We start from the raw sequence: 16,103 nt of genomic DNA, 5'->3' as shown, positions 1-16,103 counted from the left end.
CTGAAGGGGACTTTCACCGCATCCGACGCGGTGAAAGCTCCCTTCGCCGCGAGCGACGCGGCGATGGGCCCCTTCAGCCCGGCCGTCGAATTGGTCGTGAGTGGCGACTCGGGTTCTGTTGAGGGGTAAGGCAAAGGTGGCGATGCCTGGGCGCGCGGTCCGTGAAGGCCTCCTTGAGGGACCCAGAGTCCCACAAGGAGGCCTTCACGGACCCGCCGCCCAGCACCACCTGCTACTCGGGACCACCATGGCACCTTTGCTGTTCCCCTCGATGACCCGAATCGCCACTCATGGCCCACCGCACGCGGCCCACTACCCACACCCGCCCGAACGTCCGACTCCGACCTCACCGGAGTTCCACCTCCGCACCGCGGTACAGCGGGCCGACGAGCAGGCTGCCCCAGTTCGGCACCTGATCGGGCGTCGTGCCCATCGCGGGCGACACGAGCAGGTCGATCAGCCGTTGTTCGTCCGGGGTGTTCACCACCGAACCACCCGCGCTCCCGCCGGCGGGCAGCCTACCGTCCGGATCGCGCGGCGGCGCGGGTTTGGACGAACCGTCGTCGATCGCGCCGTCCGGCGGATACTGCGGCCAGCGACCCGGCGGCGGCACCTCCGGATAGCACCGGGGGCCGCGTTTGTCGTTGTACTTCGGCTCGTCGACGCCGGGCAGGTACTTGCCTCGGCTCGGCGTGAACTCGATGGTCACCCGGCTGACCTCGGGATGCGCGGTGCCCTTGCCGAACGCGAGTTCCGCGCGCGGCACCGAGCCCGCCAGCTGTTTGAGCAGGCACGGGTACTCCGGCGCGTACTTCGCGAGGACGTCCAATGTGGGCTGGAGGGTGGTGGTGAGGCGGATCAGGTTGTCCTGGTTCACTTTCAGGAAACTCGTCAGGTCGAGCGAAGCCGCGGTCACCGTCGAGTAGACGTCGGCGAGACCGCGCTGGCTCTCGACCAGGGTCTTGCTCGTGGTGGTCAGATCCGACAGCGCGGCCAGCAGATCCGGCGCGGCCTTGTCGTAGATCGCGGCGGCGTCGGCAAGGCCGGTGATGTCGGCCTTGAGGTCGGGCAGCGACGGGTTCACTTTCCCGAGGTAGTCCGAAAGCCCCGCCAGCGTCGTGCCGAGTCGCTTGCCCTGACCGTCCAACGCGGACGCGACGGCGTTGAGCGTGCTCGCCATCTTCTCCGGCTGCACGGCCTGCAGCAACGGCATCACGTTGCCGAGCACGGTTTCCAGCTCGATCGCGCTGCTGCTGCGATCCTGCGGGATGACGTCGCCTTCGCCGATGTGCCCTTCTGGCTTCTCCGGGATCTGCAGGGCGACATAGCGCTCACCGAACAACGTCTTCGGCAGCAGCCGCGCGGACACGTTCGACGGGATGACCTCGGTCTTGTCCGGTTGCAGTGCCAGGTCCATCGTCGCGCGGTCGCCGTGGGCCTGGATCGACCGCACCTCGCCGACGACCATCCCGCGCACCTTGACGTCCGCGCCCTCGCGCATCTGGTTGCCGATGCGGTCGGTCTCCAGTTTCACCAGGGTCACGGCGGTGAAGGCCTTCTGGTAGAACGCGATGGTGGTGACGAAGAACAGCACGACCACCACGAGGAAGACCAGCCCCAGCACCTGGTGCCGGAGCCGCTTCAGCAGTATCCCCCTGTTCACCCGGAAATCCTCACCGTCGTCGTGGCGCCCCAGATCGCGAGGCTCAGGAAGAAGTCGAGCACCGAGATCAGCACGATCGCCGTCCGCACCGCGCGGCCGACGGCGACACCGACGCCGGCGGGCCCACCGCTGGCGGTGTAGCCGTAATAGCAATGGGAAAGGATGATGAGCACGCTGAAGATGATCACCTTGAGGAACGACCAGAGCACGTCTTCGGGCGGCAGGAACAGTGTGAAGTAGTGGTCGTAGGTGCCCGCGGACTGGCCGTGGAGCCAGATGGTGATCTGCCGCGAAGCCAGGTAGGACGAGAGCAGGCCGACGGCGTAGAGCGGGATGACCGCGGTGACGCCGGCGATCACCCGCGTCGTCACGAGGTACGGCAGGCTCGGCACGCCCATCACTTCGAGCGCGTCGATCTCCTCGGAGATCTCCATCGCCCCCAGTTGCGCGGTGAAGCCGCAGCCGACGGTGGCCGAAAGCGCGAGCCCGGCGGAAAGCGGCGCGACCTCGCGGGTGTTGAAGTAGGCCGAGATGAACCCGGTCAGCGCCGCGGTGCCGAGCTGGTTCAACGCGGAATAGCCCTGCAGGCCGACGATGAGCCCGGTGAACAGCGTCATCCCGATCATCACGCCGAGCGTCCCGCCGATCACCGCGAGCGCGCCGGTGCCGAAGCTGACTTCGGTCAGCAGGCGGAAGATCTCGCGGCCGTAGCGCCGGACCGTGCGCGGGGTCCATGCCAGCGCCCGGAAGTAGAACGACAGCTGGCCCCCGAAACCTTCCAGCATCGCGCCCGGACGCGCGATGATCTCGAGTGTCCGGTCCGAAACAGCGGGTTCGGCTGCCATGTCACATCGCCTTCGGCGGGACGATCCGCAGGTAGATCGCGGTCAGCACGACGTTGATCAAGAACAGCAGCAGGAACGTGATCACGACGGCCTGGTTCACCGCGTCGCCGACGCCCTTCGGCCCACCCGCCGGGTTCAGCCCGCGGAAGGCCGCGACCACCCCTGCGACGAAACCGTAGAGAAGCGCCTTGATCTCGCTGATCCACAGGTCCGGTACCTGCGCCAGCGCGTTGAAGCTGGCGAGGTACGCACCCGGGGTGCCGCCCTGCATGACGACGTTGAAGAAGTAGCCGCCGAGCACGCCGACGACGCTGACCAAACCGTTCAGCAGCACCGAAACCACGATCGCAGCCAGGACGCGGGGGACGATCAGGCGCTGGATCGGGTTGACCCCGAGTACCTCCATCGCGTCGATCTCTTCGCGGATCTTGCGGGCGCCGATGTCGGCGCAGACCGCGCTGCCGCCCGCGCCCGCCACCAGCAGCGCGGTGATCAGGGGGCTCGCCTGCTGCACGATCGCGAGCGCGCTCGCCGCGCCGGTGAACGACTGCGCGCCGATCTGCTGGGTCAGCGAACCGAGTTGCAGCGCGATGACCGCGCCGAACGGGATCGCGACCAGTGCCGTCGGCAGGATGGTGACGCTGGCGAAGAACCAGCACTGCTGGATCCACTCGCGGAACTGGAACGGGCGTTTGAAGATCGCGCGCAGGACCTCCCACGACAGGGTCGCGAGCCTGCCGACCTGTGTGAGCGCACCCATTCCCGGGACAGACACCGTCGCTCCCACAGAACCTCCCAGTCGTCTGCCCCGAGTCTTGCTCCACCCGCTCGCGCACCGCTGCGTCAGCGGTGTTCACTTTGCTCTCGGCACCTCCACGCTATCCATCCATGCTCCCACCACCACCCTCAACGGAGGCCGTTCCGCGCCCAATCAGAACTTGAGCGCATGCGTCGCCGTCGCACCGCCATCGGCGACGAATTCCGAGCCCGTGCTGTACGAACTTTCGTCACTGCCCAGGAACAGCACGAGTTTCGCGATGTCCTCCGGCTGCCCGACGCGGCCCAGCGCGACCTTCTTGCCCACCCACGACATGTCGACTTTCTGCCCGCCCGCGGCGGCGGCGACCATCGGGGTGTCGATCGCGCCGGGATGGACCGAATTGACCCGGATGTTCTTCGCGCCGAGTTCGAGCGCCGCGACCTTGGTCATCCCGCGGATCGCGAATTTGCTCGCGGTGTAGGCGACGAGATACGGCATCCCGGCGAGCCCTTCCACGGAGGACACGTTGACGATGGAGCCGCCCCCGGCCCCGGTCATCGGTTCAACGACCGAACGCATGCCGAGAAACGCCCCGATCTGATTGACCCGGATGACGCGTTCGTAGTCGGCGAGCGTGGTCTTGCCGAGTTCGGAGAAGTGCAGGATGCCGGCGTTGTTGACCAGCACCGTCGGCGGGCCGAACTCGGAGACCGTGCGCTGGATCGCGGCGTCCCACTCGGCCTCGTCGCCGACGTCGAGATGCTGGTAGACGGCCGACTCGCCGAGATCCGCGGCGAGTCTCTTGCCGTCGAGGTCGTTGATGTCGGCGATCACCACCCGCGCGCCCTTGGCGACGAACAGCCGCGCGGCCGCCTCGCCCTGTCCACGGGCGCCGCCGGTGATCAGGGCGACCTTGCCCTCGATCCTGCCCATCGTCATCTCCACCTGTTCCTCTTGTTCACGGCAGCGACATGATTTCGGACGCGGAGAACATGCGTTCCTGGTCTCGATCGGCGAAGTAGCCGCCCACGTTCGTGACGAGTTCGTCGGCGGTCCAGGTGCCGTTGGCGGTGTCGAACCGCCGCTCCACCGACGGCGGCCGCAGGAGCGCGACCATCCCGCCGTAGACGAGGAAGACCTGGCCGTTGACGCGGTCGGACTCCGGGGAGCAGAGAAAGGACACGAACGGCGCCACGTGGTCGACCGAAAGCGGGTCGACGCCCTCTGGCGCTTCGGCCCCGAAGACGGCTTCGGTCATCGCGGTGCGGGCACGCGGGCAGATCGCGTTGGCGCGGACGCCGTAGCGAGAGAGTCCGCGCGCGGTGGAGACGGTGAGCGCGGCGATGCCCGCCTTGGCCGCGCCGTAGTTCGGCTGACCGGGAGCGCCGAGCAGGAACGACTCCGACGCGGTGTTGACCACGCGACCGTATACCGATGCTCCGTCCACTTTGGACTTATCACGCCAGTACGCCCCGGCGTTGCGGGAGAGCAGGAAGTGCCCGCGCAGGTGGACGCCGAGCACCGTGTCCCATTCCTCGTCGGACATCGAGAAGAGCATGCGGTCGCGCAGCACTCCCGCGTTGTTGACCAAGACGTGCAATCCGCCGAAGTAATCGACGGCGGCGGTGAGCAGCGCGTCCGCGGTCGAAGACTCCGAGACGTCACCGGTGACCGCGATGGCCTTGCCGCCCTCGGCCTCGATCTCGTCGGCCACCGCCCGCGCCGCGGCAGAGACGTCGTTGACCACCACCGACGCGCCCGCCGCGGCCAGCGCCAGGGCCTCCGCCCGGCCGAGTCCCGCGCCTGCTCCGGTCACGATGGCCGTCTTGCCGTCCAAGCTCACTCCAGGCCTCCTTGCCTCTCCGAACACACTAGAATCTGTTCTCGCTAGTTGCAAGGTCCAATAGACGGCGCTAACCACGGATTAACAGGGCGTTTTTCGGACAACTCGCCACCGCTTGAGTAACACGTTCTACTTGATTCCGTGGAACTTCGGCCGACGCGAGGACCAGTTCCTCCTCGTCGTCGAGATCGAAGACCTCGGGCGCGAAGCCGACACAGATCGCGTTCGCCTCGCAGAGCGAGCGATCGACGTCGATCTCCATATTCCCTCCTCGCCGCCATACCTGGTACAACTAGAACAGGTTCTACCCTACCGCCGCGAGCGGCCACGGCACCAGTAACGAGCACCGACGGCAGAGGTGACGGATGCGGATCGACTACACGCCGGAACAGCGAGCCCTGGCCGGGGAACTACGGGAGTACTTCGCCGGACTGCTGACCCCCGAGCGCCGTGAAGCCTTGGCCGGTGATGGCGGCGAGTACGGCAACGGCCTGGTGTACAAGGAAATCGTCCGAGATCTCGGCAGTTCGGGCTGGCTCGCGATCGGCTGGCCCCGCGAGTACGGCGGGCAGGCCCGGCCGATGCTCGACCAGCTCATCTTCACCGACGAGGCGGCCGTGGCCGGGGTGCCGGTCCCATTCCTCACGGTGAACACCGTCGGGCCGACCATCATGCGCTACGGCACCGAAGAACAGAAGGCGTTCTACCTGCCGAAGATCGCCGCCGGCGAACTGCACTTCGCGATCGGCTACTCGGAGCCGGGCGCGGGGACCGACTTGGCGTCGCTGCGTACCCGCGCGGTCCGCGACGGCGACGACTACGTGATCAACGGCCAGAAGATGTGGACGAGCCTGATCGAGTACGCCGACTACATCTGGCTGGCCGCCCGCACCGACCCCGGGGCCCGCAAGCACAAGGGCCTCAGCATGCTGATCGTGCCGACGACGGCTCCCGGCTTCTCCTGGACGAAGGTGCGCACGGTCGCCGGGCCGGGCACGAGCGCGACCTACTACGACGACGTCCGCGTGCCGGTGACCTCCCGGGTCGCCGGGGAGAACGAGGGCTGGCCGCTCATCACGAACCAGCTCAACCACGAACGCGTCGCGCTGACCTCGGCCGCCCCGATCCAGACGTCGTTGCGCGACGTGCGGACCTGGGCCCAGACGACCAAGCTGCCCGATGGCACCCGCGTCGTCGACCAGCCTTGGGTGCGGCTGCATCTGGCGTGGATCCACACGCACGCCGAGTACCTGAAGCTGCGCAACTGGCGGATCGCGTGGGCGGCCGCGAGCAGCGACCTCGGCCCGGCGGAGGCGTCGGCGACCAAGGTGTTCGGCACGGAGTTCGCGACCGAGGCGTACCGGCTGATGATGGAGATCCTCGGCGCGGGGGCCGTGGTTCGCGAAGGCTCCCCCGGCGCGCTGCTGCGCGGCCGGATCGAACGGCTGCACCGGTCGTCGCTGATCCTCACCTTCGGCGGCGGTACCAACGAGATCCAGCGGGACATGATCGCCGCGACCGCCCTCGGCCTGCCCGTCACGCGCTAGGCGAAGGACGCTTTCCCCGCATGCGATGCGGTGAAAGCTCCCTTCGCCGCGTGAGATGCGGGGATGGTTCCCTTCAGCCCCCTAGGAGGCATTGATGGACTTCACGCTCACCGAGGCACAGCAGGACCTCGCGTCGCTGACGCGCCGGATCCTGACGGACAAGGTCACTCCCGAAGTGCTGGGACCACACGGTTCCGGCGGGTTCGACGCTCCACTGTGGACAGCGCTGGCGCAGGCGGGAGTGGTGGACGCCGCGCTGCCGCAGCGCGTCGGAGGCGGCGGGTTCGGTCTGTTGGAGCAGTGTTCGGTTCTGGCCGAGATCGGCCGCGCGGTCGCGCCCGTGCCGTATCTCACGTCGGTCGTCATGGCGGCGACGGCGGTCGCCGAGTTCGAAGCACGTTCTCCCGCCGAGAACCCCTCAGCGCGGTCCGGCGACGGCAGGCTGGCCGAGCGCTGGGTCGTCCCGGTCTTGCGCGGCGAGCACGTCCTCGCGGTGGCACTGCCGGACTACGGCGTGCCGTGCGGCTTCACCGCCGAGGCCGACGGAGACGGCTGGCGGCTGAGGGGCGCCCAGACCGCGGTGGCTTCGGGCGCGTTCGCGCACGGATTCCTCGTCGAGGCCGCGATCGACGGCGGTCGTCAGGTGTTCCTGCTCGACCGGGACTCGGTGACCGTCTCGCCGCAGCGGACCGTCGACCACGCCGACGCCGCCCTCGTCGAACTGTCCGGCGCGAGATCGTCCGTTTCGCTGGGCGACATCGGTGAATGGCTGCGGCTGCGCGGCACGATCGGCGTCTGCGCGCAGCAACTCGGCGTCGTCGAACGGGCGCTGGAACTGACCGCGGCGTACGCGCGGGAACGCGAGCAGTTCGGCCACCTCATCGGGAGTTTCCAGGCGGTGCGGCAACGGCTCGCCGACGCCTATGTCGACGTCGAAGCCGTCCGGCTGACGTTGTGGCAGGCAGCCTGGCGGCTGAGCGAAGGGCTTCCGGCGGCCGAAGAAGTCGCGACGGCGAAGTTCTGGGCCGCCGAGGCCGGGCACCGCGTCGCGCACACCGCCGTGCACGTCCACGGCGGGGTCGGCATCGACGTCGACCACACGCTGCACCGCTACTTCGTCGCGGCGAAGCGGCTGGAGTTCACGCTGGGCGGGGCGACCGCGCAGGCGCGCGGACTCGGCGACCTCCTGGCCGCGGACCCGGCATGACCCCCACAGTCACGGAACTCCTGCTCGCCCGGGCAGCGGACCCGTCGACCGGGCTGCTGTTCGAGGACCGGCGCTGGTCGTGGGCCGACCACGTCCAGGCCTGCGCCGGTCACGCCGCCGCGCTCACCGCGATGCTGCGCCCCGGCGGGCATTTCGGCCTGCTCGCGGACAACATCCCGGAGTTCTCGTTCCTGCTCGGCGGCGCGGCGCTTTCCGGACATGTCCTGGTCGGCCTGAACCCGACGCGCCGGGGTACGGCGCTGGCCCGCGACGTCGCGCTGGCCGACTGCGAGATGGTGTTCGCCGAGGACCGCTACCTGCCGCTGCTGTCCGAGGCCGGTGTCCCGGTGCTGCCGCTGAGCGATCTCGAACCGCTGCGGGAGGCGGTCGTCCCCGTGGCAGCGAAGCCCGAAGACCTGCTCATGCTGATCTTCACCTCCGGCACCAGCGGCGACCCGAAGGCCGTCCGGTGCACGCACGGCAAGGTCGCCTACCCCGGTGCGATGCTGGCCACCCGGTTCGGACTGTCCACACAGGACACCGCGTACGTGTCGATGCCGATGTTCCACTCCAACGCCATCATGGCGGGCTGGTCGGTCGGGCTCGCCTCGGGCGCCGGGATCGCGCTGAGGCGGCGGTTCTCCGCCTCCGGGTTCCTGCCGGACGTCCGGAAGTTCGGGGCGACGTACGCCAACTACGTCGGCAAGCCGCTGTCCTACGTGCTCTCCACACCCAAGCGGGACGACGACGCCGACAACCCACTGAAACTGGTCTACGGCAACGAAGGCGCGGAAGCCGACCTCGCCGTGTTCGGCACGCGGTTCGGCTGTCACGTGGTCGACGCGTTCGGCTCGACCGAAGGCGGCGTGAACTTCGGCCGGGACGCCGGCACACCGGCAGGCTCGCTCGGCCGTCTGCTCGACGGGGTCGCCATCCTCGCCCCGGAGACCGGAAAACCCTGTCCCCCGGCGGAATTCGACGCGTGCGGGAAACCGCTCAACGCTGCCGAGGCGGTCGGCGAACTGGTCAACACCGGCGGCGCGGGCGAATTCGCCGCTTTCGTGGTCGCGCAAGGCGATCTCGGGCCGAAACAGCGGCCCCGGTTCGTGCGGGTGGTCGAGGCACTCCCACGGACGGCGACCCACAAGGTGCTCAAACGAGAGTTGGCGGCGGAGGGCGTCGCGGAGGCCTGGGAAGTCCGCTACCCGGGTACCCGGAGGCGATCCCAGGGTCGGGACCGGTGATCTTCCCGATGCCCCGGCGCCCGTCCGCTTCCTAAGTTCGGCCTATGACACGAATTCCGAGCCGGATCGGCGTTCTCGCCGCGGCGCTCGCGCTCCCCGCCGTGCTGATCGCCCCGGCGGCTTCCGCCACCTCCGTCCCGCTGAGCCTGACCGCGCCGACCGGCCCGTACGCGGTCGGCAGCACCGATCTCCACCTGGTCGACCACTCCCGCCAGGATCCGTGGGTTCCCGGCGTCAGGCGGGAACTCATGGTCACCGTGCGGTACCCGGCCTTGCCGAGCGGGAAGCCGAAAGCGCCGTACATGGCGCCAGGAGTCGGGAAGGTGGTGGCCGAAGGAGACGCCGCCAAACTGGGCATGGACGCGAGCCGGATCGACTACCGCTTCCCCACCCATTCGCGGCTCGGGGCGCCGGCAGTGGGCGGCAAGCGACCTGTCGTGCTGTATTCGCCCGGCGGCACCTTGTCCCGTTCGCACGGCACCACTCTGCAGGAGCAGCTCGCGAGCGAGGGTTACGTCGTCGTGGCCATCGACCACACCCACGAGGCGGAAGCGGTCGAGTTCCCCGGGGGCCGCGTCGAGAAGAAGGCCTTGCCGCCTTCGAGCATCGAGGTGTCGAAGCGGGTGATCGAGACCCGTGTCCAGGACACCCGCTTCGTCCTCGACTCGCTCCGGCTGAACCGGGTCGGCATGTTCGGCCACTCCGCGGGCGGGTTCACCGCGGGCGAGACGATGGTGACCGACAGGCGCATCGTCGCCGGAGCGAACCTGGACGGCAGCATGGCCCACTCGCAGTCGCAGCGGATCTTCGGCCGCGTCGCCGATGAAGGGCTGGACCGGCCGTTCCTCCTGATGAGCGCGGGCAATCACAGCGCCGCCTCGGACGCGTCCTGGCAGGAGTTCCAGCGCAACCAGCGCGGCTGGACCCGCGAAACGCGCCTGCCGGACGGCGAGCACTTCAGCTTCACCGACTACCAGACCTTGTTGCCGCAGCTGGGCAACGCCCCGGCCGCGTTCATCGGCACCGTCGACCCGGCGCGGAGCGTCGCGGCCCAGCGAGCCGAACTGAGGGCGTTCTTCGGCAGGAACCTGCGTCACCGGAGCAGCGAAGAGACCAACGTGTCCTTGAGCCAGGCTTCGTAGTCGTCGTGCGTCCACCCGGCCTCGATGACGAGGTCGGCGTGGACGCCGGCGCCCATCAGGGCCACGGCGATGTCGACGGCCCTGGGCACCAGCTCGCGGCCGCTCGCCAGGACACGGCCGATCACCATTTCGACCCCGAGGCGGTTGCGTCGCGCGCCCTCGGCCTGCGTCGCGGCGATGTCCGGATCGACAACCGCTCCGGACCCCAGCATCGTGACGATGTCGCCGCAGCGTTCGCGGACCTGGCGCGCGACCCTGGCCAGCAGGCCGAGCAGCGCGACCGGGTCCTCGGTCCGCCCCGCATCGGCGATGAGGTCGGGAATCCCAGCCTCGTCGTCGAGCAGGTCGACGAGCCCGCCAAGGACACCGGCCTTCGAGCCGAAGTGGGCGTAGATGGTCTGCGGCGACACTCCCGCTTCCTGGGCGATCAGGCGGATCGGGGTCCGCGCGTACCCGCGATCGGCGAACAGCCCGCGGGCCGCGGTCAGGATCGTGCACAGCGTCAGCGCTTCGCGGCGGTCGCGCAACCGGACGATGCCGGCAAGATCCGCTGACATGTATGCTCCCGAAGTTGGAACGTTGTTCTAAGTAATGGGTAGCCGTTACAAGAAAGGATAGCGATGACCACCGAAGAGATCATCACCGCGCTGGAACGCGCCTGGAACGCCGGCGACGGTGAGGCGTGGGCCGCGAACTTCGCCGAGGACGTGGACTTCGTCGACGTCCTCGGCCGCATCCAGCGCGGCCGCGCGACGATCGCACGCGAAAGCCAGAAGATCTTCGACACCATCTACCGGGGCAGCAGGCTGGAGCTCAACCAGGGTGTCGAGCCGCCCGCTCGGCGGCGGGTTGGACCTCGTGCACACCGCGACGGTGATGTTCATCCCGGCGGGCCCCCTCGCCGGGGAGCAACGCGCGGTGCAGACGATGGTCGTCCACGACGGGCGGGTCGCCGCGTTCCACAACACGATCCGGGGCGATATCGCGGAGTTCACCGGCCACGACGCGGACCTCGCGGCGCGATCTCCCCAGGACTGGGATTCCTGATCGACGCCGTTCGCGGGACACTGTCGGTGTGACGCGCCTGAGGAAGCACTGGCTCTGGCCGCTCGTGATCAGCGTGCTCGCACTCGGCGCCTTCGCCGGGCTCGGCCTGCTGACCCGGGCGGTGCTCGGCTCGCGAGGCAACCGGGCGCTGGCCGACACCGGCGCGTTCGGGGTGTGGTCGCTGCTGATCGGGGCGTCCGCGGTGCTGTTCGCCTTCCTGTTCGCGCACTCGGTCCACCTGACGGCCTGGCGCCGCCTCGCCGGTGTCGCGGTCTGGAAGCCGGCTCTGGCGTACGGGATCTTCGCGGCGATCCTGTTCGCGTTCCAGTGGAAGACCGGGTCACCGATCGGGGACCTCAGGCCCACGACGGCGATCGGGGTGTCGCGGACCTTGCTCGCCCTCGGCCTGATCGCGGCGGCGCCCGCGGTGCTGGGGTTGTGGCTCAACCACACCCGGCTGCGCCGGATCTCGCGAGTGCTCGACGGCGAGACGCGAGGGCACGCGGACGACGTGCTCGGAGAACTCCTCGAATGCAAGCGCGCCAACGGGGCCTGTCTCACGGTACTGGCGCTCATCGTGTCCACGGCGGTCATCGACGCCGGGGCCCAGCGCCGGGCGTTTCTCGCGACCGGCACCCCGAAGGAAGCCTTTCCGGCGGAGAGCGTGCTGCTCTACGGCGCGCTGTTCACCGCGATCTCGTTGCTGTTGTACGTCCCGGTGTTCCTCGCGTGGAAGACCCGGTGCGTACGGCTGGTGGACGAGATCTACCCGCTGCCGCCCGACGCGCGCCCCACCGAGGACTGGCTGGCGGGCCGCGCTCGCCTGACCCAGCTTCTGGGCACCGACACCACCGTGGGCAAGAACGTCACGGTGGCGTTCGGGATCCTCGCGCCACTCTCGACGAGCGTGCTCAGCGTAATACTCCCGGGACTCAAGTAACGGCGTTGATCGGCCGCAGCCGTCGCGGCCCGGTGTCGGGACGGGACGGTGGCGGGCCCAGCAGGAGCCGGGCGTTGGCGACGAAAGCTCCGTCCGGTGAGGCCAGGATCGGGTCGAGCGTCATCGAGCGGACTTCAGGGTTGTCCTCGGCGAGCGCCGCGACGCGCAGCACCATGTCCTGCAACGCGGCCAGATCCGCCGGTTCGTCGCCGCGGTACCCGGTGAGCAGCGGTGACGTCCGCGGTTCACGCAGCAGCGTGGCGGCGTCCACGTCGGTGACCGGGACGGCGCGGTAGGCCCGGTCCCCCAGCAGGGTGCTGACCAGCCCGGAGAGACCGAACGACACCAGCGAGCCGAACGAGGGATCGTCCTGCAGCCCGATCACGCACGACAGGCCCTTGGGCGCCATCCGCTGGACGTAGACGTCGTCTTCGCCGGAGATTTCCCGCAGATCGAGGTACGCCCGGCGCACTCCGTCCGCGGAGGACAGGTCGAGCCGCACCCCGGCGAGGTCCGGCCTGCCGCGCAGCCGCTCGTCGACGGCCTTGAGGGTGACCGGGAACCCCAGGTCCTCGGCCGCTTTCACCGCGTCGTCCGCGGACGTCACGACCTGGAACGGGACGACGTCGATGCCGTAGCAGCCCAGGAGCCGGACCACGTCGTCGTCGGAGAGCAGCGTCGTCTTGCCGTCCTCGCCCGCCAGCAGCTCGGCGACGATCACCTGCGCCTGCTCGGCGTGCAATCCCGACGGCCGCACCAGATTGCCCTGCGGCCGCTGACGCCAGGCGGCGTAACGCACGACTCGCGCGAGCGCGTTCACCGCGCGCTCGGGGCTGGGGTACGACGGGACCGAACCCCGCGTCGGCACGCCGTCCTCGGACAGCACGGCCAGTTCGTCCGGCACACCCTCGACGGCGAGGAAGGTCGACACGATCGGCTTGTTCTTGTCCATCTCGACCACGGCTTCCCGCAGCGCGCGGGCGTAGGCGGTGCCAGGGATCGCGAGCGGTGGCACGAAAACCACGACGAGCGCGTCGGTCTCCGGGGAGTTGAGTGCTTCGCGCACGGCACCGGCGAACTCTTCCGGGCTCGCCTGAGGCCCGACATCGACCGGGTCGGAGGCCAGCCGGAGGCCCTGCGCCCGCGCGGTGTCGGCGGCGAGCAGCCCGATGGCGCTGGAATTGCCCACGATGGCGATCCGTGGCCCGGCGGGCAGCGGCTGGTGAGCGAAGACCAGCGCGGTGTCGAAGAGTTGCGCGAGCGTGTCGACGCGGACGACACCCGCCTGCTCGAACAGGGCCTGGACGCTGGACTCGTCGACCTCGGCCGAGGTCGCGGCGAGCTGCGGGCGGACCGCGTGCCTGCCGGATTTCACCGCCACCACCGGCTTCGTCCGCGCCAGCCGCCGGGCGAGCCGCGCGAACTTGCGCGGATTGCCGAACGATTCCAGGTACAGCAGGACGAGGTCGGTCGCCGGATCGGTTTCCCAGTACTGGAGGAGATCGTTGCCGGAGACGTCGGCCCGGTTCCCCGCCGAGACGAACGTCGAGAGCCCGAGGCCGCGCGACTCGGCGTCGGCGAGGATCGCGGTGCCCAGCGCGCCGGACTGGCAGAAGAACCCGGTGCGGCCGCGGGCTGGCAGGCGCGGCGCGAGGGTGGCGTTGAGCCGGACCGAGACGTCGGTGTTGAGCACGCCCAGCGCGTTCGGGCCGACGACGCGCATGCCGTGCGCCCTTGCCTCCCCGACCAGCCTCAGTTCGGCGTGCAACCCATGCGGCCCTGCCTCGGCGAACCCGCCCGAGACGATCAGGAGGGTCTTGACCCCCTTGGCCAGCGCACCGTCCAAAACGGACTCGACGGCTTCGGCGGGGACGGCGACCACCGCGAGGTCGACGTCGTCGGGAATGTCCACGACGGACGGATACGCGCGCACGCCGCGGACGGACTTGTGCTCCGGATTGACCGGGTAGACGGTGCCGGCGAAGTCGGCGCTCAGCAGGTTGGTGAGGGCGACGTACCCGATCTTCGTCGGATCGGTGGACGCGCCGATCACCGCGACCGACTTCGGGTGCAGCAGGTTGTGCACGCTGCGTGCCTCGGCGGCCTGCTCCCGCGACCGGGCGACCGCGAGGGACTCCTCGGTCGGATCGATGTCGAACTCCAGGTGCAGCACGCCTTCTTCCATCTCGCGGCTGACCTGGTAACCCGCGTCACGGAACACGCGGACCATCCCCGCGTTCTCGGCGAGCACTTCGGCGACGAACCGGCGCAGCCCGGATTCCGAAGCGGCGGCGGCCAGATGCTCCAGCAGGATGGACCCGAGCCCGCGACCCTGGTGGGTGTCGTCGACGACGAACGCGACCTCGGCCGACGGCCCGTGTTCGAGCCGTTCGTAGCGGCCGACCGCCACGATGTCGTCGCCCAGCAGTGCGACGAAGGCGACCCTGTCGTGGTGGTCGACGACGGAGAACCGTTCCAGATCCCGCTGCGGGATCCGGGGGTAGGCGCCGAAGTACCGGAAGTACCGGGTGCGTTCGGACAACCGGCCGTGGAAGGCGACCAGCCCGTCGGCGTCACTGGGGATCACCGGGCGCAGGTGCACCGTGCCGCCGTCGGAGAGCAGGACGTCGGCCTCCCACTCGCGCGGGTAGTCGAAGGGGTCGCGGTTTCCGGTGCCTTCACTGGTCATGTCAGTCCCTCGGATCGTCCGGATCGAGGCCGTGCAGCGGGAAGATCGCGCGGCGGGTGTCGCGGATGGCGATGTCGACCGGCTCGTCCGCCCCGTCTCCCCAGGGGACGTAAGCGGTGTCGCGGTCGTCGGACATGCCTGCCGGGATCTCGGCGTTCGGCGCTGCCCTGGAGATGGACGCGACCCAGTTCGGCGGCAACGCCGTCTCCGGGTCGACGTCGCGGTCGAGCACGGTGGCGAGCAGATGCGTCCACGATCGCGGAACCACGCGGATCAGCTGGTAGCCACCGCCGCCCACGGCGAGCCAGCGGCCGCCGGCGTGCGCTTCGGACAGTTCACGCAGCCGCCGGTAGATGGCGCGGTGACCGTCGACCGAGAGCGAGAGGTCGGCCAGCGGGTCTTCTTCGTGCGAATCGACCCCGCACTGGGTGACGAGGATCTGCGGCCGGAACTGCTCCAGCATCGACGGCACGACCGCTTCGAACGCCCGCAGCCAGCCGCCGTCACGGGTGCCGGGCGGCAGCGGGAGGTTGACCGCGGTGCCCTCGGCACCGCCCTTGCCGATCTCCGCCGAGTATCCGGTGCCGGGCCACAGCGTGAACGGATGCTGGTGCAGGGACACGGTCAGCACGCGGGGGTCGTCGTAGAACGCGGCCTGCACCCCGTCGCCGTGGTGCACGTCGGTGTCGACGTAGGCGATGCGATCGAAACCGTGGTCCAGCAGCCACGAGATCGCCACCGAGCAGTCGTTGTAGACGCAGAAGCCCGACGCCCTGTCCGGCATCGCGTGGTGCAGCCCGCCGGCGATGTTCACCGCGCGGGTCGCCTCGCCGTCGGCGATCTTGCGAGCGGCGAGCAACGTGGAGCCGACCACCAGCGCCGAAGCCTCGTGCATGCCGGTGAACACCGGGTTGTCCTCGGTACCGAGGCCGTGCGCGAAATCGGCGCCGGTCATCGGCGCCTGACGGACGGCCTCGATGTACTCGCCGATGTGGACGCGACGAATCTCGTCGTCTCCCGCCGGGCTTGGGACGAGCAGTTCGACCCCGTCGAGCACACCCAGTTCGGTGGCGAGCCGGATGGTCAGTTCGAGCCGCACCGGATTGAACGGATGCTCGCCGCCGAGGTCGTAACCCAGCAGCGAGGAGTCCCATACGACGGCCGGTGCTCGCATGA

At 69.4% G+C, this 16,103-nt stretch carries 15 protein-coding genes and 1 pseudogene; 7 read left to right on the top strand and 9 right to left on the bottom strand.

Features of this window, described 5'->3' with window-relative positions:
- Positions 1 to 346: 346 nt before the first annotated feature.
- The 6 genes from ACM6LU_RS10065 to ACM6LU_RS10040 all read right to left on the bottom strand — a co-directional run bounded on the left by ACM6LU_RS10065 (position 347) and on the right by ACM6LU_RS10040 (position 5,373).
- On the bottom strand, positions 347 to 1,663 hold the full coding sequence (locus ACM6LU_RS10065) for an MCE family protein (protein WP_414937352.1): 1,317 nt from the start codon (positions 1,661 to 1,663) through the stop codon (positions 347 to 349).
- A complete protein-coding gene (locus ACM6LU_RS10060; protein ID WP_414937351.1) occupies positions 1,660 to 2,508 on the bottom strand; it encodes an MlaE family ABC transporter permease in 849 nt (282 codons plus the stop codon). Before ACM6LU_RS10060 ends, ACM6LU_RS10065 begins: the two co-directional genes overlap by 4 nt.
- Position 2,509: 1 nt before the next feature.
- Positions 2,510 to 3,268 (bottom strand): MlaE family ABC transporter permease, encoded by a 759-nt coding sequence (locus ACM6LU_RS10055; RefSeq protein ID WP_101606438.1) that lies wholly within the window; start codon positions 3,266 to 3,268, stop codon positions 2,510 to 2,512.
- A gap of 171 nt (positions 3,269 to 3,439) precedes the next feature.
- Complete coding sequence (locus ACM6LU_RS10050; protein WP_414937350.1) at positions 3,440 to 4,201, bottom strand: glucose 1-dehydrogenase; 762 nt, start codon at positions 4,199 to 4,201, stop codon at positions 3,440 to 3,442.
- 25 nt (positions 4,202 to 4,226) lie between these two features.
- Positions 4,227 to 5,111: a 3-oxoacyl-ACP reductase gene (locus ACM6LU_RS10045; protein WP_414937349.1), complete on the bottom strand. Its 885-nt coding sequence runs from the start codon at positions 5,109 to 5,111 to the stop codon at positions 4,227 to 4,229.
- 70 nt (positions 5,112 to 5,181) lie between these two features.
- A complete protein-coding gene (locus tag ACM6LU_RS10040; RefSeq protein WP_414937348.1) occupies positions 5,182 to 5,373 on the bottom strand; it encodes a ferredoxin in 192 nt (63 codons plus the stop codon).
- 103 nt (positions 5,374 to 5,476) lie between these two features.
- On the opposite strand from ACM6LU_RS10040, the gene ACM6LU_RS10035 reads away from it, so the two are divergent.
- The 4 genes from ACM6LU_RS10035 (at position 5,477) to ACM6LU_RS10020 (ending at position 10,251) form a co-directional block, all read left to right on the top strand.
- Complete coding sequence (locus ACM6LU_RS10035; protein ID WP_414937347.1) at positions 5,477 to 6,658, top strand: acyl-CoA dehydrogenase family protein; 1,182 nt, start codon at positions 5,477 to 5,479, stop codon at positions 6,656 to 6,658.
- 94 nt (positions 6,659 to 6,752) lie between these two features.
- Positions 6,753 to 7,865, top strand: coding sequence for an acyl-CoA dehydrogenase family protein (locus ACM6LU_RS10030; protein ID WP_414937346.1), 1,113 nt, complete (start codon positions 6,753 to 6,755; stop codon positions 7,863 to 7,865).
- The gene (locus ACM6LU_RS10025; protein ID WP_414937345.1) at positions 7,862 to 9,109 is read left to right on the top strand and encodes an AMP-binding protein; all 1,248 of its coding nucleotides are present in this window, start codon (positions 7,862 to 7,864) and stop codon (positions 9,107 to 9,109) included. Before ACM6LU_RS10030 ends, ACM6LU_RS10025 begins: the two co-directional genes overlap by 4 nt.
- Positions 9,110 to 9,153: 44 nt before the next feature.
- Positions 9,154 to 10,251: an alpha/beta hydrolase family protein gene (locus ACM6LU_RS10020; RefSeq protein ID WP_414937344.1), complete on the top strand. Its 1,098-nt coding sequence runs from the start codon at positions 9,154 to 9,156 to the stop codon at positions 10,249 to 10,251.
- On the opposite strand, the gene ACM6LU_RS10015 is transcribed toward ACM6LU_RS10020, so the two are convergent.
- Complete coding sequence (locus ACM6LU_RS10015; RefSeq protein WP_414937343.1) at positions 10,203 to 10,808, bottom strand: TetR/AcrR family transcriptional regulator; 606 nt, start codon at positions 10,806 to 10,808, stop codon at positions 10,203 to 10,205. The genes ACM6LU_RS10020 and ACM6LU_RS10015 overlap by 49 nt on opposite strands.
- 63 nt (positions 10,809 to 10,871) lie before the next feature.
- On the opposite strand from ACM6LU_RS10015, the pseudogene ACM6LU_RS10010 reads away from it, so the two are divergent.
- The 3 genes and pseudogenes from ACM6LU_RS10010 to ACM6LU_RS10000 form a co-directional block, all read left to right on the top strand.
- Positions 10,872 to 11,009 (top strand): annotated as a pseudogene (locus tag ACM6LU_RS10010) (SgcJ/EcaC family oxidoreductase); the annotation flags it as partial.
- A 118-nt stretch (positions 11,010 to 11,127) separates the two neighbouring features.
- Positions 11,128 to 11,298: a hypothetical protein gene (locus tag ACM6LU_RS10005; RefSeq protein WP_414937978.1), complete on the top strand. Its 171-nt coding sequence runs from the start codon at positions 11,128 to 11,130 to the stop codon at positions 11,296 to 11,298.
- Between the two features lie 28 nt (positions 11,299 to 11,326).
- Entirely contained in the window at positions 11,327 to 12,238 is a 912-nt protein-coding gene (locus tag ACM6LU_RS10000) for a hypothetical protein (RefSeq protein WP_414937342.1), read from the top strand.
- Here the strand turns inward: ACM6LU_RS10000 and ACM6LU_RS09995 are convergent.
- Together ACM6LU_RS09995 and ACM6LU_RS09990 are read right to left on the bottom strand one after the other, a co-directional pair.
- Entirely contained in the window at positions 12,231 to 14,927 is a 2,697-nt protein-coding gene (locus ACM6LU_RS09995) for a GNAT family N-acetyltransferase (RefSeq protein WP_414937341.1), read from the bottom strand. The genes ACM6LU_RS10000 and ACM6LU_RS09995 overlap by 8 nt on opposite strands.
- A gap of 1 nt (position 14,928) precedes the next feature.
- Positions 14,929 to 16,101, bottom strand: a complete 1,173-nt coding sequence (locus tag ACM6LU_RS09990) for an acetoin utilization protein AcuC (RefSeq protein WP_414937340.1) — start codon at positions 16,099 to 16,101, stop codon at positions 14,929 to 14,931.
- Positions 16,102 to 16,103: the final 2 nt, after the last annotated feature.

Origin of the sequence: Amycolatopsis sp. cmx-11-51 (assembly GCF_047608665.1) — a bacterium.
Lineage (GTDB): Bacteria > Actinomycetota > Actinomycetes > Mycobacteriales > Pseudonocardiaceae > Amycolatopsis.
This window is presented reverse-complemented; position numbering and strand designations above follow the sequence as displayed.

Bases quoted from the DNA above. Each gene is read 5' to 3' on its own strand.
- ACM6LU_RS10005 (WP_414937978.1), top strand. From the start codon at position 11,128: ATGTTCATCCCGGCGGGCCCCCTCGCCGGGGAGCAACGCGCGGTGCAG.
- ACM6LU_RS10030 (WP_414937346.1), top strand. From the start codon at position 6,753: ATGGACTTCACGCTCACCGAGGCACAGCAGGACCTCGCGTCGCTGACG.
- ACM6LU_RS10035 (WP_414937347.1), top strand. From the start codon at position 5,477: ATGCGGATCGACTACACGCCGGAACAGCGAGCCCTGGCCGGGGAACTA.
- ACM6LU_RS10015 (WP_414937343.1), bottom strand. From the start codon at position 10,808: ATGTCAGCGGATCTTGCCGGCATCGTCCGGTTGCGCGACCGCCGCGAA.
- ACM6LU_RS10040 (WP_414937348.1), bottom strand. From the start codon at position 5,373: ATGGAGATCGACGTCGATCGCTCGCTCTGCGAGGCGAACGCGATCTGT.
- ACM6LU_RS09995 (WP_414937341.1), bottom strand. From the start codon at position 14,927: ATGACCAGTGAAGGCACCGGAAACCGCGACCCCTTCGACTACCCGCGC.
- ACM6LU_RS09990 (WP_414937340.1), bottom strand. From the start codon at position 16,101: ATGCGAGCACCGGCCGTCGTATGGGACTCCTCGCTGCTGGGTTACGAC.
- ACM6LU_RS10060 (WP_414937351.1), bottom strand. From the start codon at position 2,508: ATGGCAGCCGAACCCGCTGTTTCGGACCGGACACTCGAGATCATCGCG.
- ACM6LU_RS10055 (WP_101606438.1), bottom strand. From the start codon at position 3,268: ATGGGTGCGCTCACACAGGTCGGCAGGCTCGCGACCCTGTCGTGGGAG.
- ACM6LU_RS10020 (WP_414937344.1), top strand. From the start codon at position 9,154: ATGACACGAATTCCGAGCCGGATCGGCGTTCTCGCCGCGGCGCTCGCG.
- ACM6LU_RS10025 (WP_414937345.1), top strand. From the start codon at position 7,862: ATGACCCCCACAGTCACGGAACTCCTGCTCGCCCGGGCAGCGGACCCG.
- ACM6LU_RS10050 (WP_414937350.1), bottom strand. From the start codon at position 4,201: ATGGGCAGGATCGAGGGCAAGGTCGCCCTGATCACCGGCGGCGCCCGT.